This is a genomic window from Ideonella sp. (assembly GCF_035254525.1).
Taxonomy (GTDB): domain Bacteria; phylum Pseudomonadota; class Gammaproteobacteria; order Burkholderiales; family Burkholderiaceae_C; genus Ideonella.
This window is the reverse complement of the sequence record NZ_DATFAN010000183.1, coordinates 16,614-33,340: the sequence shown is the minus strand read 5'-3', so window position 1 is coordinate 33,340 and position 16,727 is coordinate 16,614. Positions and strand designations below refer to the sequence as shown.

Here is a 16,727-nt window from a genome sequence, read left to right as displayed (position 1 = left end):
TACCGACCCAAGCTGCCCGAACCATCTGCCTTCAGCCCTTCCGCCCGACCACACGGAGCCGGGCGCGAAGCCGGGCTCGGAATGGGCGTCATGCTAAAGGCAACGGACGTAAGCAGTCTTGACAAAAGTCCGGTAACCCCACCGCTTTTCCCCGAATCGGGGCGGCTTCACACGCCAGAAACGTGGGGGCCCGATACGCCTGGTTTTCGCGCGAGCTGCAGCGGCCGCGCCACCCCCGGAAAGACCTCGGCCAGGGGCTTGACCTCGGGCAGCACGTAGACCACACCGGTGCGCTGCTCGAAGCGCGGCCAGAGGACCTTCTCGAAGAAGCTCGGCGGCAGGTTGATGCAGCCGTAGCTGATGCGGTTGTCGCGCGAGGTCGGCGACGCCAGCCGCTGCAGCCGCCGCTCGACCGGGTTGGTGGTCAGCACCCGGTGCATCGACACCGCGGCGTCGTAGTCGACCCAAACCACGTCTTCGTCGCGCGCGTTGCGGCCGCGCTCGGCCACGAAACGGCCGGCCGGCGTGGTGCGCTCTTGCGGGCGCACGTCCTCGATCGGCCGTTCGCCGATACCGGGCACGGTGTCGTCCCCGGCGGCGTAGCCCAGCAGCACCGGGCTCGCGCCGGCGAGCTTGCCGCTGGGCTCGAACACGTAGACGCGCGCATTGCGCTTGTCGAGGATGACGAACTGCCGATCGCCGTTGTCGGCCGCGTCGACCACCCACTGGGCCACGCGGCGCACATCGCGCGAGGCGCGTTCACGACCCAGCTCGAGCCGGCGCTGCAGCGGCGGTGCCGGCGTGGCCTGGGTGCCGTCCGGCGGCGAGCCGGCTTCGGGCGCCGGCGCCTGCAGGGCGGAAGCAACCGTCGGCGACATACCGGCAGGCGCCCGCCACGCGTGCTGGCGCACCTGCGGCAACACCAGCACCAGCACGGCGGCGCCCACCAGCACCCCCTGTTTCAGGCCGTCGACGACCTCTCGGCTTGCGATCATGCTGCGCTCCCCTCACCTGCGGGCGGGCCCGGCGCTCGACTTCCCACGGTGCGCCGGGCCCTTGGGCCACCCTGCTGGCATGCGGATGGCGTCAGTTGCGGTCGGCGCGCGGAGCGCGTTGGCCGCTGGCGGCGTCGCCGGAGGCGCCGCCCGACGCGCCGTTGACGATGGCGTCGTTGCGCTGGCGCAGGCGATTGCTCTCGAGGTTGTAGGGCTGCTCGTTCGGCGAGTTCAGGTCGACATAGGTGCCGGTCGAGCTGGTGTCGGCGGCGCTGCCAGTCGACGGCGCGGTGGCCGCGCTGCTCGTCGTGCTGCTGCTCATGCCGCTGCCGGTCGTGTCGGTGCGCGTCACGTCACCGGTGGGCGAGGCCGTCGGGCTGTTGCTCATGTCGGTGTTGTTCTGCGTCGTGCCCGGTGTCGGGTTGGCGACGTTCGGGTCGGTCGCGCTGGGGCTCGTGCTCGGGCCCATCGTGTCGCTGCTGGGCGCGCGCTCGTCGGCCGCTGCCACGCTGCCGTACTGCTCGCTGGTCTGCGCCACCGACTGATCCGCGGCGGTGGTGCTGGTCGCCTCGGTGCCACCCGGCACGGCGGCGGCGGCCGCGGCCGGCATCGCCGGCGGGCCGTTCAGCGTGGAGTCGGCCGAGTTCTGCGCACCGTTGAAGTTGCTGTTGGCCAGCGCGCTGTCGTCACTGCTTTGCGCGAAGGCATAGCTGATGGTTGCCACCAGCGCCGCAGCGGACAGGCCGGTGATCACGGATTTCGTACGTGTGGGCATCTGGAACTCCTGAAGTGGTGAAAAGAGCGAACCGGAGGGTTGCCGGCCGTGTTCACTCTAGGCGTGCGGCCGCGGGTGGCGAGTCCGCCTCCAGCGGGTCCGCGTGTAGGAAAACATCCCGCAAGACGGGGTCATCGCCGGCTCCCGCCCCCGGCGCGCTCGACGTGGCCGACGACGAAGTCGCGCCAGGCGGCGACCCAGCGTTCGATGAACGGGCGCACCTTGTCGTCGGTGATGTGGCCGGCCGCATCGACCAGGCCCTCGCGGTAGTGGATGTAGGCCTCCGGCTGCCCGAGCACGGGCACGTCGAGGTAGGCCAGCACCCCGCGCAGGTGCGATTGCGCGACGGCCGTGCCGATCGCGCCGATCGAGGTGCCGATCACGCCGGCCGGCTTGCCGGCGAAGGAGTTCTTGCCGTAGGGGCGCGAGGCGATGTCGATCGCGTTCTTCAGCACGCCGGGGATCGAGCGGTTGTACTCGGGCGTGACGAACAGCAGCCCGTCGGCCGATTCGATGCGCTGCTTCAGCCGCAGTGCCACGGGCGGCATCGCGCCGTCGTGATCCTGGTTGTAGAGCGGCAGCTCGTGGATGTCGATGTGCTCGTACACCCAGTCCGGCGGGCCGAGCTGGGCGATCGCGCGGGCGAGTTGCAGGTTGAACGAGTCGGCGCGGATGCTGCCGACGAGGATGGCAATTCTCATGTCGAGGAACCTCCAGGCAAGGAATCGAGCGCCGCGCCGGGGTCTTCCTCGCCGGCCGCCGATTCCTCGGCGACCGACGCGGGCATGGGCACGGCACGGGGTGTCGGAACAGCCGGCAAGGCCGGCTCGTCCGTGGCGACGCGGCCGCTCCACCATTGGCGGGCGGCGGCCACCACGGTGGCGATGCCCTCGCGGTCGCCCCGGAGCAGCGCCGCGGCGCAGGCGCGCAGCTGCTGGCCGCGCAGGTGCGGCGGCGCGGGCGGCACGTTCGGGTCGGTCACCATTTCCAGCAGCACCGGCCGGTCGGCGGCGAGGGCCGCGTCCCAGGCCGTGCCGACGCCGTCCGGCGCGTCGATGCGCACGCCCACCAGCCCCAGCAGCTGGGCATGTTCCGCATACGGGACGTCGCCGCTGCGCAGCAGCATCACCACCAGCCGCGGATCGGCCCACTGGCGCCAGGTGTGGGCGATGGTGATCAGCGCGTTCAGGCCGTTCATCTGCATCGCGCCGTCGCCGAGCAGCGCGATCACCGGCCGCGCGGGGTGCGCCAGCTTGGCGGCGATCGCATAGGGCAGCGCCGCCCCCACCGAGGCCAGCCCGCCCGACAGCGAGGCCATCATCCCGCGCCGCAGCTTCAGGCCGTGCGCAAACCAGAAGGCGGCCGCGCCGGCATCGCAGGTCACGACGCACTGCTCGGGCAGGCGGGAAGAGAGCTCCCAGAACACGCGCTGCGGGTGGATCGGCTCGGCCGGCGCCATTGCCTGCGCCTGCGTCACCCGCCACCAGTGCGCCACGTTGTGCTCGACGCGCTCGCGCCAGCGCCGGTCCGTCTGCACCCGCAGCCGCGGCAGCAGCGCACGCAGCACCTCGCGGCTGTCGCCGACCAGGTTCACCTCCATCGGGTAGTGCAGCGCCAGGCGGCGGCCGTCGACGTCGATCTGCACGCCGCGCGCCTGGCCCTCCGGCGGCAGGAACTCGGGGTACGGGAAGTTCGAGCCGACCACCAGCAGCGTGTCGCAGTGGGCCATCAGGTCCCAGCTCGGCTGGGTGCCCAGCAGGCCGATCGCGCCAGTCACGCCGGGCAGGTCGTCGGGCAGGCAGGCCTTGCCGAGCAAGGCCTTGGCGACGCCGGCGCCGAGCCGCTCGGCCACCTCGGCCAGCTCGTCGCCCGCCTGCAGCGCGCCCGCGCCGGCGAGGATGGCCACGCGCCGGCCGCTGTTGAGCAGCTCGGCCGCGTGCGTGAGCTCGGCATCGGCCGGCAACGCCACGCGCGGGCCGTGGCCGGCGCCGCCGTGCGGCGTGCCATGCTCGCTCGGCGGCTCGTCCGGCGCGGGCAGCTCCTGCACGTCGCTCGGCAGCATGATGCAGCTCACCGAGCGGCGCTCGATCGCCATGCGGAACGCCTGGTCGACCACATGGCGCAGCTGCGCCGGCACGGTGACGGTCTGCAGACAGTCGCTGGCGACATCCCGGAACAGCGCGGCAAGGTCGAGCTCCGGCCGGTCATCGCCGCCCAGTGCCGAGCGCGCCTGCAGGCCGACCAGGGCGACCACCGGCTGGTGGTCGAGCCTGGCGTCGTACAAGCCGTTGAGCAGATGGATCGCCCCGGGGCCCGGGGCGGCCAGGCACACGCCGACCTCGCCGGTGAACTTGGCGTGCGCGCAGGCCATGAAGGCGGCCAGCTCCTCGTGGCGCGTGGGGACGAACTGCACGCCCGCGCCCGCTCCGACCTCGCCGGATGCGCGCCGCAGCGCGCGGACGAGGCCGTCGCTGCCGTCACCCGGGTGGCCGAAGACGCGCTGCACCTGCCACTGGTGCAAGCGCTCGACCAGATGGTCCGCGACCGTCTTCGACATGCGGCTGCGGCGGCAAGCGGCGTGCCCGTTCCGCGCGCGCCGGGGCCTGCACCCGGGGGCCCCGGGCACGCCCCGTGCCCGTCCGACAGTCCCATCCCTTCTTTCTTCCCTGACGACAGAGAGGCCACCATGGAACACAAGGACCTGATCGATACGCTGAACAAGCTGGTATCCACCTGCAAGGACGGCGAGTACGGTTTTCTCAGCTGCGCCGAACATGTCAACGCCGATGACCTGCGCCGGACCTTCAATGCCCGCGCCGAGGAGTGCCGACAGGCGGCGGCCGAGTTGCAGTCGTTGATCCGCCAGAACGGCGGCACGCCCGACGAGGGCGGCACCGCGACGGGCGCCGTGCATCGCGGCTGGGTCGCGGTGAAGGGCACGCTGTCGGGCTACAGCGATCTCGCGATGCTGGAAGAGTGCGAGCGCGGCGAGGACACCGCGGTGGCGCGCTACCGCAGCGCCCTGGAAGAGTCGCTGCCGGCCGACGTGCGCCCGGTGATCGAGCGCCAGTTCGACGGCCTCAAGCGCAACCACCTGCAGGTGCGCACGCTGCGCGACCAGCTGCGCGCAGCACAACACTGACCCTGGTGCTACCCCGGCCCTGACGGCGGCGCCGGCTCGGGCTGGGGGATCTCGGGCGGCAGGTCGCCGGGCTGCGCTGGCAGCTCGGGCGGCGGCGGGGGCGGCATCGTGTCCGGCGGCGGCGGCTCGACGTGCGCCGCCACGATGCCGGGGCCGTTCACTGGCTCGCCGCCGAGGCGGGCGGCATCGCGCCGGCCGGGGCCGTGTCCGTGGTCGCCGGCGAGCTCGTCGTGCCGCCGGTCGCGGTGTCGGTCGTCGTGCGGCGCTCGCAGCCGGCCAGGCCGAGGGTGGCGGCGGCCACCACGGTGGCGGTAAAGAAGGCGGTCGCGAGGCGCGGCCAGGTCATCGGGCTCATGAGGTGCTCCTGTTCGAGGGGTGGAAAGGCACGCGGCCCGTGGGGCAACTTTCGTGCGCGGGTCACGCGGGCGCCGGGCCAGGCGCGGCCGGCGTGCGACGGGTCGGCCAGCGACCGCGGTCATCAGGCAACCATCTGCGGCATCGGCGGCTGCGCCGGCGGATCCTGCACGGGCGCGATCGGCTGCCACGGATCGGGGTCGTGGATGTGGCGGTGCGGCGGCTCGGGCGGGGGCACCGGATGCGGCGGCACTTCGGGGTTCGGGGTGGTGGGCACGGGCATGGTGATGCCGACCAGCAAGCCATGTTCCCACCCCGGCTTCACCCCGCCGGCGGGCGGCGGCGAGAACGCGAGCGCCGGTACGAGCGCATCACCGGCGTGGCCGAGGTGCCGTGCAGCAGCACCGACAGCGTGATCGTGACCAGCACCGCGTCGGCCACCCAACCCAGCTGCGGCCCGCCCGCGCCATGCGCCGCGGCGAAGGCCAGGTAGTACATCGAGCCCACGCCGCGGATGCCGAACCACGCGGCCAGGCCGCGCTGCGAGCGGCCCAGCGTGAGCCGCCAGGTCGTCGCGTAGACCGCCAGCGGCCGCACCACGAAGAACACCACCAGGGCCGCACCGATCGTCTGCGCCGTGAACGCCTCGCGCGTCAGCAGCGCGCCGACGACGATCATCACCACCAGCTCGGCCAGCTTCTCGAGATCGAGCGTGAAGTCGAGCACCGCCCTGGCCATGTAGGCGGCGTCCTCGGCGGGCAGCTCGCGCCGCTCGACCTGGCGCATCGCCAGGCCGGCGGCGAACACCGCGAGAAAGCCGCCGACCTGCAGCAGCAGCGCGAGGCCGTAGGTCAGCGCGATCAGCCCGAGCGTGAGAAAGCTTTCCATGCCCAGTGCCTGCTCGCGCTCGCGCCGCAGCCACACGACCAGCCGGCTGAACGCGAAGCCCAGCGCCCAGCCCACGGACAGCCCGCCGGCCGCGCCCCACAGCAGGTCCACCAGACCCCAGCGCCAGCCGCCGGCGCCGAGCTCGTGCAGGCCCATCAGGCCCAGCGCCAGCAGCACCATCGGCAACGCGGTGCCGTCGTTGAGCCCGGCCTCGGCGCTGAGCGAGAAGCGCAGCCGGTCGCGGTCGCGTTCGTGGTCGACCTGCACGTCGGAAGCGAGCACCGGGTCGGTCGGCGCCAGCGCGGCGCCCAGCAGCAGGGCCGGCCCGATCGCCAGGCCGAGCGTGAGCCCGGCGGCGCACAGCAGCGCCACGCTGGCCAGCATCGTCGCGGTGGCCATCACCAGCGGCGTACGCCAGATCGGGTCGGCCAGCGGTGCGCGCAGGCGCAGGCCGACGGCGAACAGCGAGATCAGCAGCGCAACCTCGGCCAGGTGCTCGAGCAGCACCGCGTCGCGCGCGAGGCCGAGGTCGATGAAGCCGGCGAATTCCGGCCCGAGCAGGTGGCCGGCGATGAGGTAGATCGCCGCCGCGGTCACCGGCAACTCGCGCCGCCAGGTGTCCGTCAGCCCGATCAGGATCAGCAGCAGCCCGACGACGACGAACCAGCGGGTGGCCAAGGTGCGCTCCCCAAGGCGCTCCGCAGGAGCCGCCGCCCTTCAAGCGGCGCGCGCGGATCCGGCTCTGCCGGTCCGCTGCGCGAGCCCCCCCGGGGGGCCGAGCCCGGACATGAACAGTCCAGTGGACTGTTCGTGCCTGGCGAGGGGCCGGGGTGAACGCGGACACAGACAGTCCAGTGGACTGGCTGTGCCAGTGAACGGCCCGGCGCGGCCTGCAAGGCGCCCCCCGGAAGGGGGCGTGGGGGCCTCATTTCCGCCGCCGCTCGATCGGGTCGATGCGAAGGAGCTGGCGGTACTTGGTGACGGTGCGGCGCGCGAGGCGCACACCCTGCTGCGCGAGCTGGCGCGCGATGTCGGCGTCCGACAGTGGCGCATTGGCCGATTCGGCCTCGATCATGTCCTTGATCAGGCTGCGCAGCGCGGTGCCCGAGCAGGTCTTGCCGCTGTCGGTGGTCAGCGCGCGGGAGAAGAAGTGCTTGAGCTCGAACACGCCCAGCGGGGTCATCATGAACTTGTTGTTCGTCACGCGCGAGACGGTCGATTCGTGCAGGCCGAGCTCGTCGGCGATCTCGCGCAGGCCCATCGGCCGCATCGCCATCGGGCCGTGCTCGAGGAAGCGCTGCTGGCGCGCGACGATGGCCTCGGCCACCTGCACGATGGTGGCGAAGCGCTGCTCGACGTTGCGCAGCGTCCAGCGCGCCTCCTTCAGGTGCTCGGCCAGCGCCTGGTCGTCCGCGCGGCGGTGGCGCTGGAACAGGTCGGCGTAGACGCGGTTCATGCGCACGCGCGGCACGATCGCGCTGTTGAGCTGCACCGCCCAGCGGCCGCGCACCTTGCGCACGATGACGTCGGGCACCACGTACTGCACCTGCGAGGGCCCGCAGCGCCAGCCGGGGCGCGGGTCGAGCCGGCGGATGCGCTCGCACACCGCCTCGATCTCCTGCTGCGGCCGGCGCAGCTCGCGCGCCAGGCGCGCGACATCGTGCCGCGCCAGCGCCTCCATGTGCTCGTTGACGATGCGGTGCGCCAGGCCGCGCATGTCGGGGCAGTCGATGGCGGGCAGCTGCAGCGTCAGGCACTCGGCCACGTTGCGCGCCGCCACGCCGGCCGGCTCGAGCGATTGCACGCGGCACAGCGCGATCTTCAGCTCGGGCAGCGTGGCCGGCGGCGTCAGCTCGGCCAGATCGACGATCTCGGCCAGCGCCAGGCGCAGGTAGCCGTCGTCGTCGAGCGATTCGACGATCGCGCGGGCCAGCGCGGCATCACGCTCGGGCAGCGACAGCAGGTCGAGCTGTGCGTGCAACTGGGAGGCCAGGGTCGGCTCGGCGGCCATCAGGTCGAGCGCGCCGATGTCGCCCTCTTCCGCGCGGCGCAGGCGCGTCAGGCCCTCGCCATGCCAGATGTCGCTGTCGAAGGGCTCGGGCCCGCCGTCGGCCATGGCGCCGAATTCGCCCAGCTCCGCCCCATCGGCCGTCGTGGCCGCGGCCGGCCCGTCGGCGGCCAGGCCGGACGCGAGCTCGGCGGCGGGGCCCGGCGCGGCGGTGATGCTGTCGAAGCTGTCCAGGCCCTCCAGGCCGTCCAGGGGGCCCGCGGACGTGCTGCCGTTGCTGCCATCGGCCCCGGCGACGCGGTCGGGCCCGAGCGCGGCGACGACGGGCGCCTCGGCGCCGCCTTCGGCCTCGTCGCCCTCGAGGAAGGGGTTGCGCCCGAGCACCGATTGCACCTCGTGCGCGAAGTCGGTCGACGACAGCTGCAGCAGCCAGACGGCGCGCTGCAGGCGCGGCGACAAGGTCTGCTGCTGGCGTTGTTCGGTGTGGCGCTGGATCGTGAGCATGCGGAGTCTCCTTGGGCCTGCCTTTCATGCATCGTTCGTGCCGATTCGGCGGCAGCGTTGCAGCCTGTCACAGGCTCGACGCCGCGCCTGGCCCCCTTCCTCGCGGGCCGCCGTCACGACTGGGAACAAAAGCTGCCCCCACCGGGCACGGCAGCGGCCGGCTGCGGGACGCCCCGCCGGCCGGCGGGTGGCCCTGCCGCGGTGTCGCCGGTTCTTTTTTCCGGCAAGTGGTCAGGTTTACCGACGCCGCATGCCGCTCAGCGCCCGCCCTGCCCGCCCGGCCGGCGAAACGCGTACAGCGTGGCGCCGGGGGCCGCCCGGCCCCGCGCGATCAGCTCGTCCAGCACCGTGGGGTCGATCGGCTTGAGCAGGTGCTCGTCGAAGCCGGCCTCGCGGCCGCGTTGGCGGTCGGCGGACTGGCCGTAGCCCGTCAGCGCGATCAGCAGCACCTCGCGCGTGGCCGGCAGCTCGCGCAGGCGGCGGGCGACCTCGTAGCCATCCATCACCGGCAGGCCGATGTCCAGCAGCACCACCTCGGGTTGGAAGGCCTCGGCCTGCGCCAGCGCCTCGGCCCCGTCGTGCGCGGTGCACAGCGTGTGGCCGGACAGGCCGAGGATGGCGGCCGTCGTGTCGGCCACGTCGACGTTGTCGTCGACGACGAGGATGCGCCGTCGCACCACCGGGCTGGCCGGCACCGGCTCGGCCGCGTGCGGGCTGTCGGCGGCCTGGGGCTGCAGGGGCAGGTAGACGCGAAACTCGGCCCCCTGCCCGGAGCCGGCGGACAGCGCCTCGACGCGGCCGCTGTGCAGCTTGACCAGCAGCTGCACCAGCGTCAGCCCGATGCCCAGGCCGCCCTGGCTGCGGTCCAGCGTGCGGTGGCCCTGCTCGAACAGGTCGAACACGCGCGGCAGCAGGTCGGGCTCGATGCCCATGCCGTTGTCGCGCACGCTGATCACCGCCTGGCCGTCGTCGGCGGTCACGGCCACGTGCAGGCTGCCCTCGTCGGGCGTGTACTTGATCGCATTGCTGAGCAGGTTGCTGACCACCTGCTGGATGCGCGCCGCGTCGGCATGCACCCACACCGGCTGCGGCGGCAGCGCCTGGGTCAGGGTCTGGCGCCGGCTGGTGATGAAGGGGCGCTGCGTCTCGACCCACTCGGCCATCGACGCGCACAGATCCAGCGCCGTGCGCTGCAGCACGATCTTGCCCTGGCTGATGCGCGCGACATCCAGCAGCTCGTCGACCAGGCGGGTGAGCTGGCGCACCTGGCGGTCGGTGATGTCGGTGGCCCATTGCAGCGTCGCGTCGCGCGGCGCCAGGCGGCGGATGACCTCCACCGCGTTGCGGATCGGCGCCAGCGGGCTTCTCAGCTCGTGCGACAGCATGGCGATGAATTCGTCCTTGCGCCGGCTCGCGTCCTCGAGCCGCGCCTCGGCCTGGCGGCGCTCGGCAATCTCGACCTGCAGGCTCTGGTGCAGCTGGGCGGCGGCGAAGGCCACGGCCGCGCGCGCGGCGACCTCGTCCAGCAGCACGTCGCCCAGCGCGGTGGGCTGGCCGCGGACGAGCAACGCGCCCAGCAGGCGGTCGCCGTGGCGCAGCGGGTAGGCGCGCACCGTCGCCGGCACGGGCACGGGCTCGGCCAACGGCGCCAGCGAGGCCAGCGCCGCAAGCTCGTCCCCGGCCAGGTCGTCGGGCGCCAGGTCCACCGTCCGCGCCGCCGCATCGCGCCGCTGCACCACCCGCCCGACCCGCAGGTGCTCGTCCAGCAGCACCGCACTGGCGGCCCCGCACAGCGCGGGCACCGTGTTCTCCAGCAAGGTGTGCAGGCCGGTGTGCACGTCGAGCAGGCCGGACAGCGCGTGGCTCAGCTCCGACAGCGTCGCCGAGCGGCGATTGGCTTCCTCGGCCACCTGCAGCGCGGCGGCCGAGGCGGCGAGCGCGACGCGCTCGTCGGCCTGGCGCGCGATGCGCTTTTGCAGGACGTGCAGCTCGACGAACACGCGCACCTTCGAGCGCAGCACCTCGGGCACGACGGGCGAGAGGATGTAGTCGACCGCACCGAGCGAGTAGCCGCGCGCGGTCTGCAGCTCATCGGCGTACGAGGTGATGAAGATGATCGGCGTGTGGGCCGAGCGCCGGTGGCGGCGGATCAGCGCAGCGGTCTCGAAGCCGTCGATGTCCGGCATGTTGACGTCGAGCAGGATCACCGCGAACTCGCGCGCGAGCACTTCGCGCAGCGCCTCGGTGCCCGACCGCACGAAGACCATGTTCTGCTGCAGATCCTCCAGCACGGTGCGGAAGACCAGCAGCTTCTCCGGCAGGTCGTCGACGACGAGGATGTTGACGCGATCGGTCGCCACGGCGTCGGCAGCAGGCTCGGGCAGTGCCACGGCGGTCACCTGCAGAGCCAGCCGCGCAGCGCGGCGAGCAGGTTGGTCGAGTCCACCGGCTTCGACAGGTAATCCCACGCGCCGGCCTCGATGCACTTGCGCCGGTCGCCCTTCATCGCCTTGGCGGTCACGGCGACCATCGGCAGCTCGCGCCCGCGCGGCAGCTTGCGGATCTGCTGCATCGTCGAGATGCCGTCGATCTCCGGCATCATGATGTCCATCAGCACCACGTCGATGGCCGGGTCGGCCTCGACCAGGCGGATCGCCTCGCGGCCGTTGTCCGCCGTGACGATGAGCATGCCGACTTCGTCCAGCACGGTGGCCAGCGCAAAGATGTTGCGCATGTCATCGTCGACGATCAGCGCCTTGCGGCCCTTGAGCCCGTGCTGCTCGGCCAACCTGAGCTCGAGGTCGCACAGCTCGTGGTCGGCCATCAGGTCCGGGCCGCGGTGCAGCCAGAAGGCGATCTCGTGGCGCAGGCCCGTGAGCGTGTCCGCCTCGCCCTGGCCGAAGCCGCCGCGGCCACGGCGCCAGGCCGGCCCGTTGCTGCCCGGCGCGCGCCTGACCACCACCGGCAGCTGGCAGACACCGCGCCGGTCGGCGACCGCGTCGAGGATGTCCTCCGGCCCGAAATCGGGCAGCCCCGCGTCGACCACCACGCAGTCGGCCCGCGCCAGGAGCTGGCGCGCCTGCACGGCGTCGTCGGCCACCAGCAGTTCGGTGTCGCCATCGAGCGCGGTCAGCAGCTGGGTGCGCAGCAGCGAGCGCGGCATCACCACCGCCAGCCGCTTGACGGCGCGGTCGGCGTAGGCGAGCAGCTCCTCGATCGCCGCGCGCGCCACGTCGGCCGATTGCAGCGGCTTGGCGAGGAAGCCCAGCGCACCGGCCTGCAGCGCCCGGTCGCGCGCATCGTCGGTCGACACGACGCAGATCGGGATGTGGCGGGTCGCCGTGTCGGCCTTGAGCCGGTCGAGCAGGCGCCAGCCGGCCATGTCGGGCAGGTGGATGTCCAGCGTGATCACGGCCGGGTGGAACTCGAGCGTCATCGTCAGCGCGCTCGCGCCGGTGCCGGTGACCAGGCCCTTGAAGCCGCTGGCGCGCGCCGCCTCGAGCATCACCTTGGCGAACCCGACCTCGTTCTCCACGATCAGCATCACGCGGTCGCCGGCCGCGATGTCGTCGCGGTCGTCGTCGGCATGGTTGGCGAACAGCACCGGCGCCGCGGCGGGCGGCGCCTCGGCCGACGCCAGGGCGTCCAGCGGGGGCGGCAGCGGCAGCGGCTCGACCACGGCGGCGGGCGGGGTGCGCCCGTGGCGCCCGCTGCGCACGGCGTTGTAGCTCTGCGGCAGGTACAGCGTGAAGACGCTGCCCTGGCCCGGCGCGCTGGCGAGGTGGATCTCGCCGCCCAGCAGCCGCGAGAGCTCGCGGCTGATCGCCAGGCCCAGGCCGGTGCCGCCGTACTTGCGCGAGGTCGAGCCGTCGGCCTGCTGGAAGGCCTCGAAGATGATCTGCTGCTTGTCGGGCGAGATGCCGATGCCGGTGTCGGCCACCGCGAAGGCGATCACCTGCCCTGCCCGGTTGAGCTCGTCGTTCTCGGTCGACCAGCCGCCGGCCGCCTGCGAGATGCTGAAGGTCACCTGGCCGACGTGGGTGAACTTGAACGCGTTGGACAGCAGGTTCTTGATGATCTGCTGCAGCCGCTTGACATCGGTGACGATGCTCTTGGGCAGCGGTGGCTCGATCTGCACGACGAAGTCGACGTGCTTGGACTCGGCGAAGTGGCGGAAGCCCCGCTCGATCGAGCGGTGCAGCTCGTCGATGCGCATCTCGCTGACATCCACCGCCACCGTGCCGGACTCGATCTTCGACAGGTCGAGGATGTCGTTGATCAGCATCAGCAGGTCGTTGCCCGAGGCGTGGATGGTCTTCGAGAACTCGACCTGCTTCGGGCTCAGGTTGCCATCCGGGTTCTTGCACAGCTGGTCCGACAGGATCAGCAGCGAGTTCAGCGGCGTGCGCAGCTCGTGGCTCATGTTGGCCAGGAACTCGCTCTTGTACTTGGAGGTCAGCGCGAGCTGCTCGGCCTTCTCCTCCAGCGCCTGGCGGGCCTGCTCGACCTCCTGGTTCTTGCGCTCGACCTCCTGGTTCTGGTGGGCCAGAAGGCGGGCCTTGTCCTGCAGCTCCTGGTTGGTCTGCTGCAGCTCTTCCTGCCGGCTCTGCAGCTCCTGCGCGAGCGACTGCGACTGCGTGAGCAGATCCTCGGTGCGGGAATTGGCCTCGATCGTGTTGATCACGATGCCGATCGATTCGGTGAGCTGGTCGAGGAAGGCCTCGTGCACCGGGTTGAAATGCTCGAGCGAGGCCAGCTCGAGCACGCCGCGCACCTGGCCCTCGAACACCACCGGCAGCACCAGCACGTCCATGGCCGCGTGCTCCGCCAGGCCCGAGGCGATGCGAAAGGCCTGGCTGGGCGTGTTGGTCAGCAAGATCCGTCGCTTGTCGATCGCGCACTGGCCCACCAGGCCCTGGCCCAGCTCGACCACCTTGCCGTGCGTGGCCTGCCCGCCCGAGGCGTAGCTGGCCAGCAGCTTCAGGCGCGGCAGCTCGCCGGCGCCGCTCATCACGTAGAACTCGGCCTGCTGCGCGCTGACCACCGGCGCCAGCTCCGACAGGATGAGCTGGCCGACCGTGACCAGGTCTTTCTGGCCCTGCAACATGCGGCTGAACTTCGCGAGGTTGGTCTTCAGCCAGTCCTGCTCGGTGTTCTTCTGCGTGGTGTCCTTCAGGTTGCGGATCATCTCGTTGATCGTGTCCTTCAGGGCCGCCACCTCGCCTTGCGTCTCGACGGTGATCGAGCGCGTCAGGTCGCCCTGCGTCACCGCGGTGGCGACCTCGGCGATGGCCCGCACCTGGGTCGTGAGGTTGGCCGCGAGCTCGTTCACGTTCTCGGTCAGGCCCTTCCAGGTGCCGGCCGCACCGGGCACCTTGGCCTGGCCGCCGAGCTTGCCCTCGACGCCGACCTCGCGCGCCACGGTCGTCACCTGGTCGGCGAAGGTGGCCAGCGTGTCGATCATCGAGTTGATGGTCTCGGCCAGCGCGGCGATCTCGCCTTCGGCCTCCACCGTCAGCTTGCGCTTGAGGTCGCCGTTGGCGACGGCCGTCACGACCTTGGCGATGCCGCGCACCTGGCTCGTCAGGTTGCCGGCCATGAAGTTCACGTTGTCGGTCAGGTCCTTCCAGGTGCCGGACACGCCCTTGACCTGCGCCTGGCCGCCCAAGCGCCCCTCGGTGCCGACCTCGCGCGCGACGCGGGTCACCTCGGCCGCGAACGACGAGAGCTGGTCGACCATGGTGTTGATCGTCGCCTTCAGCTCGAGGATCTCGCCCTTCACGTCGACGGTGATCTTCTTGCTCAGGTCGCCCGCCTGCACGGCCTTGGTGACGTCGGCGATGTTGCGCACCTGGCTCGTCAGGTTCGAGGCCATGAAGTTGACCGAGTCGGTCAGGTCCTTCCAGGTGCCGGCCACGCCCTGCACGTCGGCCTGGCCGCCGAGCTTGCCCTCGGTGCCGACCTCGCGCGCCACGCGCGTGACCTCGGCCGCGAACGAGCGCAGCTGGTCGACCATCGTGTTGATCGTGTTCTTCAGCTCGAGGATCTCGCCCTTGACGTCGACGGTGATCTTCTTCGACAGGTCGCCCTTGGCGACTGCGGTCGTCACCTCGGCGATGTTGCGCACTTGAGAAGTCAGGTTGCCGGCCATGAAGTTGACCGACTCGGTCAGGTCCTTCCAGGTGCCGGCCACGCCCTGCACGTCGGCCTGACCGCCGAGCTTGCCCTCGGTGCCGACCTCGCGCGCCACGCGCGTGACCTCGGCCGCGAACGAGCGAAGCTGGTCGACCATCGTGTTGACCGTGTTCTTCAGCTCGAGGATCTCGCCCTTCACGTCGACAGTGATCTTCTTGCTCAGGTCGCCGGCCTGCACGGCCTTGGTGACGTCGGCGATGTTGCGCACCTGGCTCGTCAGGTTCGAGGCCATCGAGTTGACCGATTCGGTCAAGTCCTTCCAGGTGCCGGACACGCCCTTGACGTCGGCCTGGCCGCCCAGGCGCCCGTCGGTGCCGACTTCGCGCGCCACGCGAGTAACTTCCGCCGCGAACGACGAGAGCTGGTCGACCATGGTGTTGATCGTCAGCTTCAGCTCCGAGATCTCGCCCTTCACGTCGACGGTGATCTTCTTGCTCAGGTCGCCAGCCGCCACGGCGGTGGTCACCTCGGCGATGTTGCGCACTTGAGAAGTCAGGTTGCCGGCCATGAAGTTGACCGACTCGGTCAGGTCCTTCCAGGTGCCGGCCACGCCCTGCACGTCGGCCTGGCCACCGAGCTTGCCCTCGGTGCCGACCTCGCGCGCCACGCGCGTGACCTCGGCCGCGAACGAGCGCAGCTGGTCGACCATCGTGTTGACCGTGTTCTTCAGCTCGAGGATCTCGCCCTTCACGTCGACGGTGATCTTCTTGCTCAGGTCGCCGGCCGCCACGGCCTTGGTCACGTCGGCGATGTTGCGCACCTGGCTGGTCAGGTTGCCGGCCATCGAGTTGACGCTGTCGGTCAGGTCCTTCCAGGTGCCCGACACGCCCTCGACGCGCGCCTGGCCGCCGAGCGAGCCTTCGGTGCCGACCTCGCGGGCAACGCGCGTCACCTCCGAGGCAAACGAGCGCAGCTGGTCGACCATCGTGTTGATCGTGTTCTTCAGCGTCAGGAACTCGCCCTTGACGTCGACCTCGATCTTCTTGCTCAGGTCGCCCTTGGCGACCGCGGTGGTCACATCGGCGATGTTGCGCACCTGGGCGGTCAGGTTGCCGGCCATCGAGTTGACGCTGTCGGTCAGGTCTTTCCAGGTGCCGGCCACGCCCTTGACGGTCGCCTGGCCGCCGAGCTTGCCTTCGGTGCCGACCTCGCGCGCCACGCGCGTGACCTCGGCCGAGAAGTTGCCGAGCTGGTCGACCATCTTGTTGATCGTCTGCGCGGTGTGCAGGAACTCGCCCTCGAGCGGCCGGCCGTCGACCTCGAGCGCCATGCTCTTGCTCAGGTCGCCCTGGGCCACCGCGCCGATCACCCGCGCCACCTCGGAGGTCGGGTGCACAAGGTCGTCGATCAGCGAGTTGATGCAGTCGATCGATTCGCCCCAGAAACCGCGCGACTCGCGCAGCGACGCGCGCTGCTTCAGCTTGCCCTGCTTGCCGACGACCTGGCGCAGCCGCGCCAGCTCCTTGGCCATCGTCGCGTTGCGCTCGACCACGTCGTTGAACGCGTCGGACACGCGCCCTGCGAGGCCGGACCAATGGTGCGGCAAGCGCACGCTGGCATCGCCGTCGCGCAGGGCGACGAGGGCCGCCAGCAAGACATGCAACTCCTGCGCCGGTTCATGCCTGACCGGGGTGTCGATGCCCTGCGTGCTCATGTCCACTCCTCGCACCTGTGCACTGGCCGATCCCGCGCGGCCGTAATGGGCCGTGACAGCAGCTTCCGTGCCCGCTGCCCACCGACGTGGGCATGCCGGCTGCCACCGGCGCTGGGCCAGGCCCCGTCGACGCACTGAGCGCCGGTGCGACGGGAAGACTTGCGCGATCCCGGTAAGCTTTACCGACGGATTGACGCCGCCCGCGTGGCCGG

11 protein-coding genes are annotated in these 16,727 nt (G+C 71.5%); 1 reads left to right on the top strand and 10 read right to left on the bottom strand.

Features of this window, described 5'->3' with window-relative positions:
- Positions 1-167 precede the first annotated feature (167 nt).
- The 4 genes from VJ693_RS19465 to VJ693_RS19450 all read right to left on the bottom strand — a co-directional run bounded on the left by VJ693_RS19465 (position 168) and on the right by VJ693_RS19450 (position 4,327).
- Positions 168-995, bottom strand: coding sequence for a hypothetical protein (locus VJ693_RS19465; RefSeq protein ID WP_324156891.1), 828 nt, complete (start codon positions 993-995; stop codon positions 168-170).
- Between the two features lie 91 nt (positions 996-1,086).
- Positions 1,087-1,770 carry a hypothetical protein gene (locus VJ693_RS19460; protein WP_324156890.1) on the bottom strand — a complete coding sequence of 228 codons (684 nt, stop codon included), beginning with the start codon at positions 1,768-1,770 and terminating at the stop codon, positions 1,087-1,089.
- 131 nt (positions 1,771-1,901) lie between these two features.
- Positions 1,902-2,471: an NAD(P)H-dependent oxidoreductase gene (locus VJ693_RS19455; RefSeq protein ID WP_324156888.1), complete on the bottom strand. Its 570-nt coding sequence runs from the start codon at positions 2,469-2,471 to the stop codon at positions 1,902-1,904.
- The gene (locus VJ693_RS19450; protein ID WP_324156887.1) at positions 2,468-4,327 is read right to left on the bottom strand and encodes a thiamine pyrophosphate-requiring protein; all 1,860 of its coding nucleotides are present in this window, start codon (positions 4,325-4,327) and stop codon (positions 2,468-2,470) included. The genes VJ693_RS19455 and VJ693_RS19450 overlap by 4 nt, the downstream gene beginning before the upstream one ends.
- A gap of 129 nt (positions 4,328-4,456) precedes the next feature.
- Between VJ693_RS19450 and VJ693_RS19445 the strand changes: the two genes are divergently transcribed.
- Positions 4,457-4,912, top strand: coding sequence for a PA2169 family four-helix-bundle protein (locus VJ693_RS19445; RefSeq protein ID WP_324156885.1), 456 nt, complete (start codon positions 4,457-4,459; stop codon positions 4,910-4,912).
- A gap of 157 nt (positions 4,913-5,069) precedes the next feature.
- Here VJ693_RS19445 and VJ693_RS19440 read toward each other — a convergent pair whose 3' ends face one another.
- The 6 genes from VJ693_RS19440 to VJ693_RS19415 form a co-directional block, all read right to left on the bottom strand.
- Positions 5,070-5,267: a hypothetical protein gene (locus VJ693_RS19440; RefSeq protein ID WP_324156883.1), complete on the bottom strand. Its 198-nt coding sequence runs from the start codon at positions 5,265-5,267 to the stop codon at positions 5,070-5,072.
- Between the two features lie 123 nt (positions 5,268-5,390).
- Positions 5,391-5,567 (bottom strand): hypothetical protein, encoded by a 177-nt coding sequence (locus VJ693_RS19435; RefSeq protein WP_324156881.1) that lies wholly within the window; start codon positions 5,565-5,567, stop codon positions 5,391-5,393.
- A gap of 20 nt (positions 5,568-5,587) precedes the next feature.
- Positions 5,588-6,832 carry a cation:proton antiporter gene (locus tag VJ693_RS19430; protein WP_324156879.1) on the bottom strand — a complete coding sequence of 415 codons (1,245 nt, stop codon included), beginning with the start codon at positions 6,830-6,832 and terminating at the stop codon, positions 5,588-5,590.
- 247 nt (positions 6,833-7,079) lie between these two features.
- Entirely contained in the window at positions 7,080-8,666 is a 1,587-nt protein-coding gene (rpoN, locus tag VJ693_RS19425) for an RNA polymerase factor sigma-54 (RefSeq protein WP_324156877.1), read from the bottom strand.
- 257 nt (positions 8,667-8,923) lie between these two features.
- Complete coding sequence (locus VJ693_RS19420) at positions 8,924-11,056, bottom strand: hybrid sensor histidine kinase/response regulator (protein ID WP_324156876.1); 2,133 nt, start codon at positions 11,054-11,056, stop codon at positions 8,924-8,926.
- A 5-nt stretch (positions 11,057-11,061) separates the two neighbouring features.
- Entirely contained in the window at positions 11,062-16,515 is a 5,454-nt protein-coding gene (locus VJ693_RS19415; protein ID WP_324156874.1) for a HAMP domain-containing protein, read from the bottom strand.
- Between the last annotated feature and the right edge of the window lie 212 nt (positions 16,516-16,727).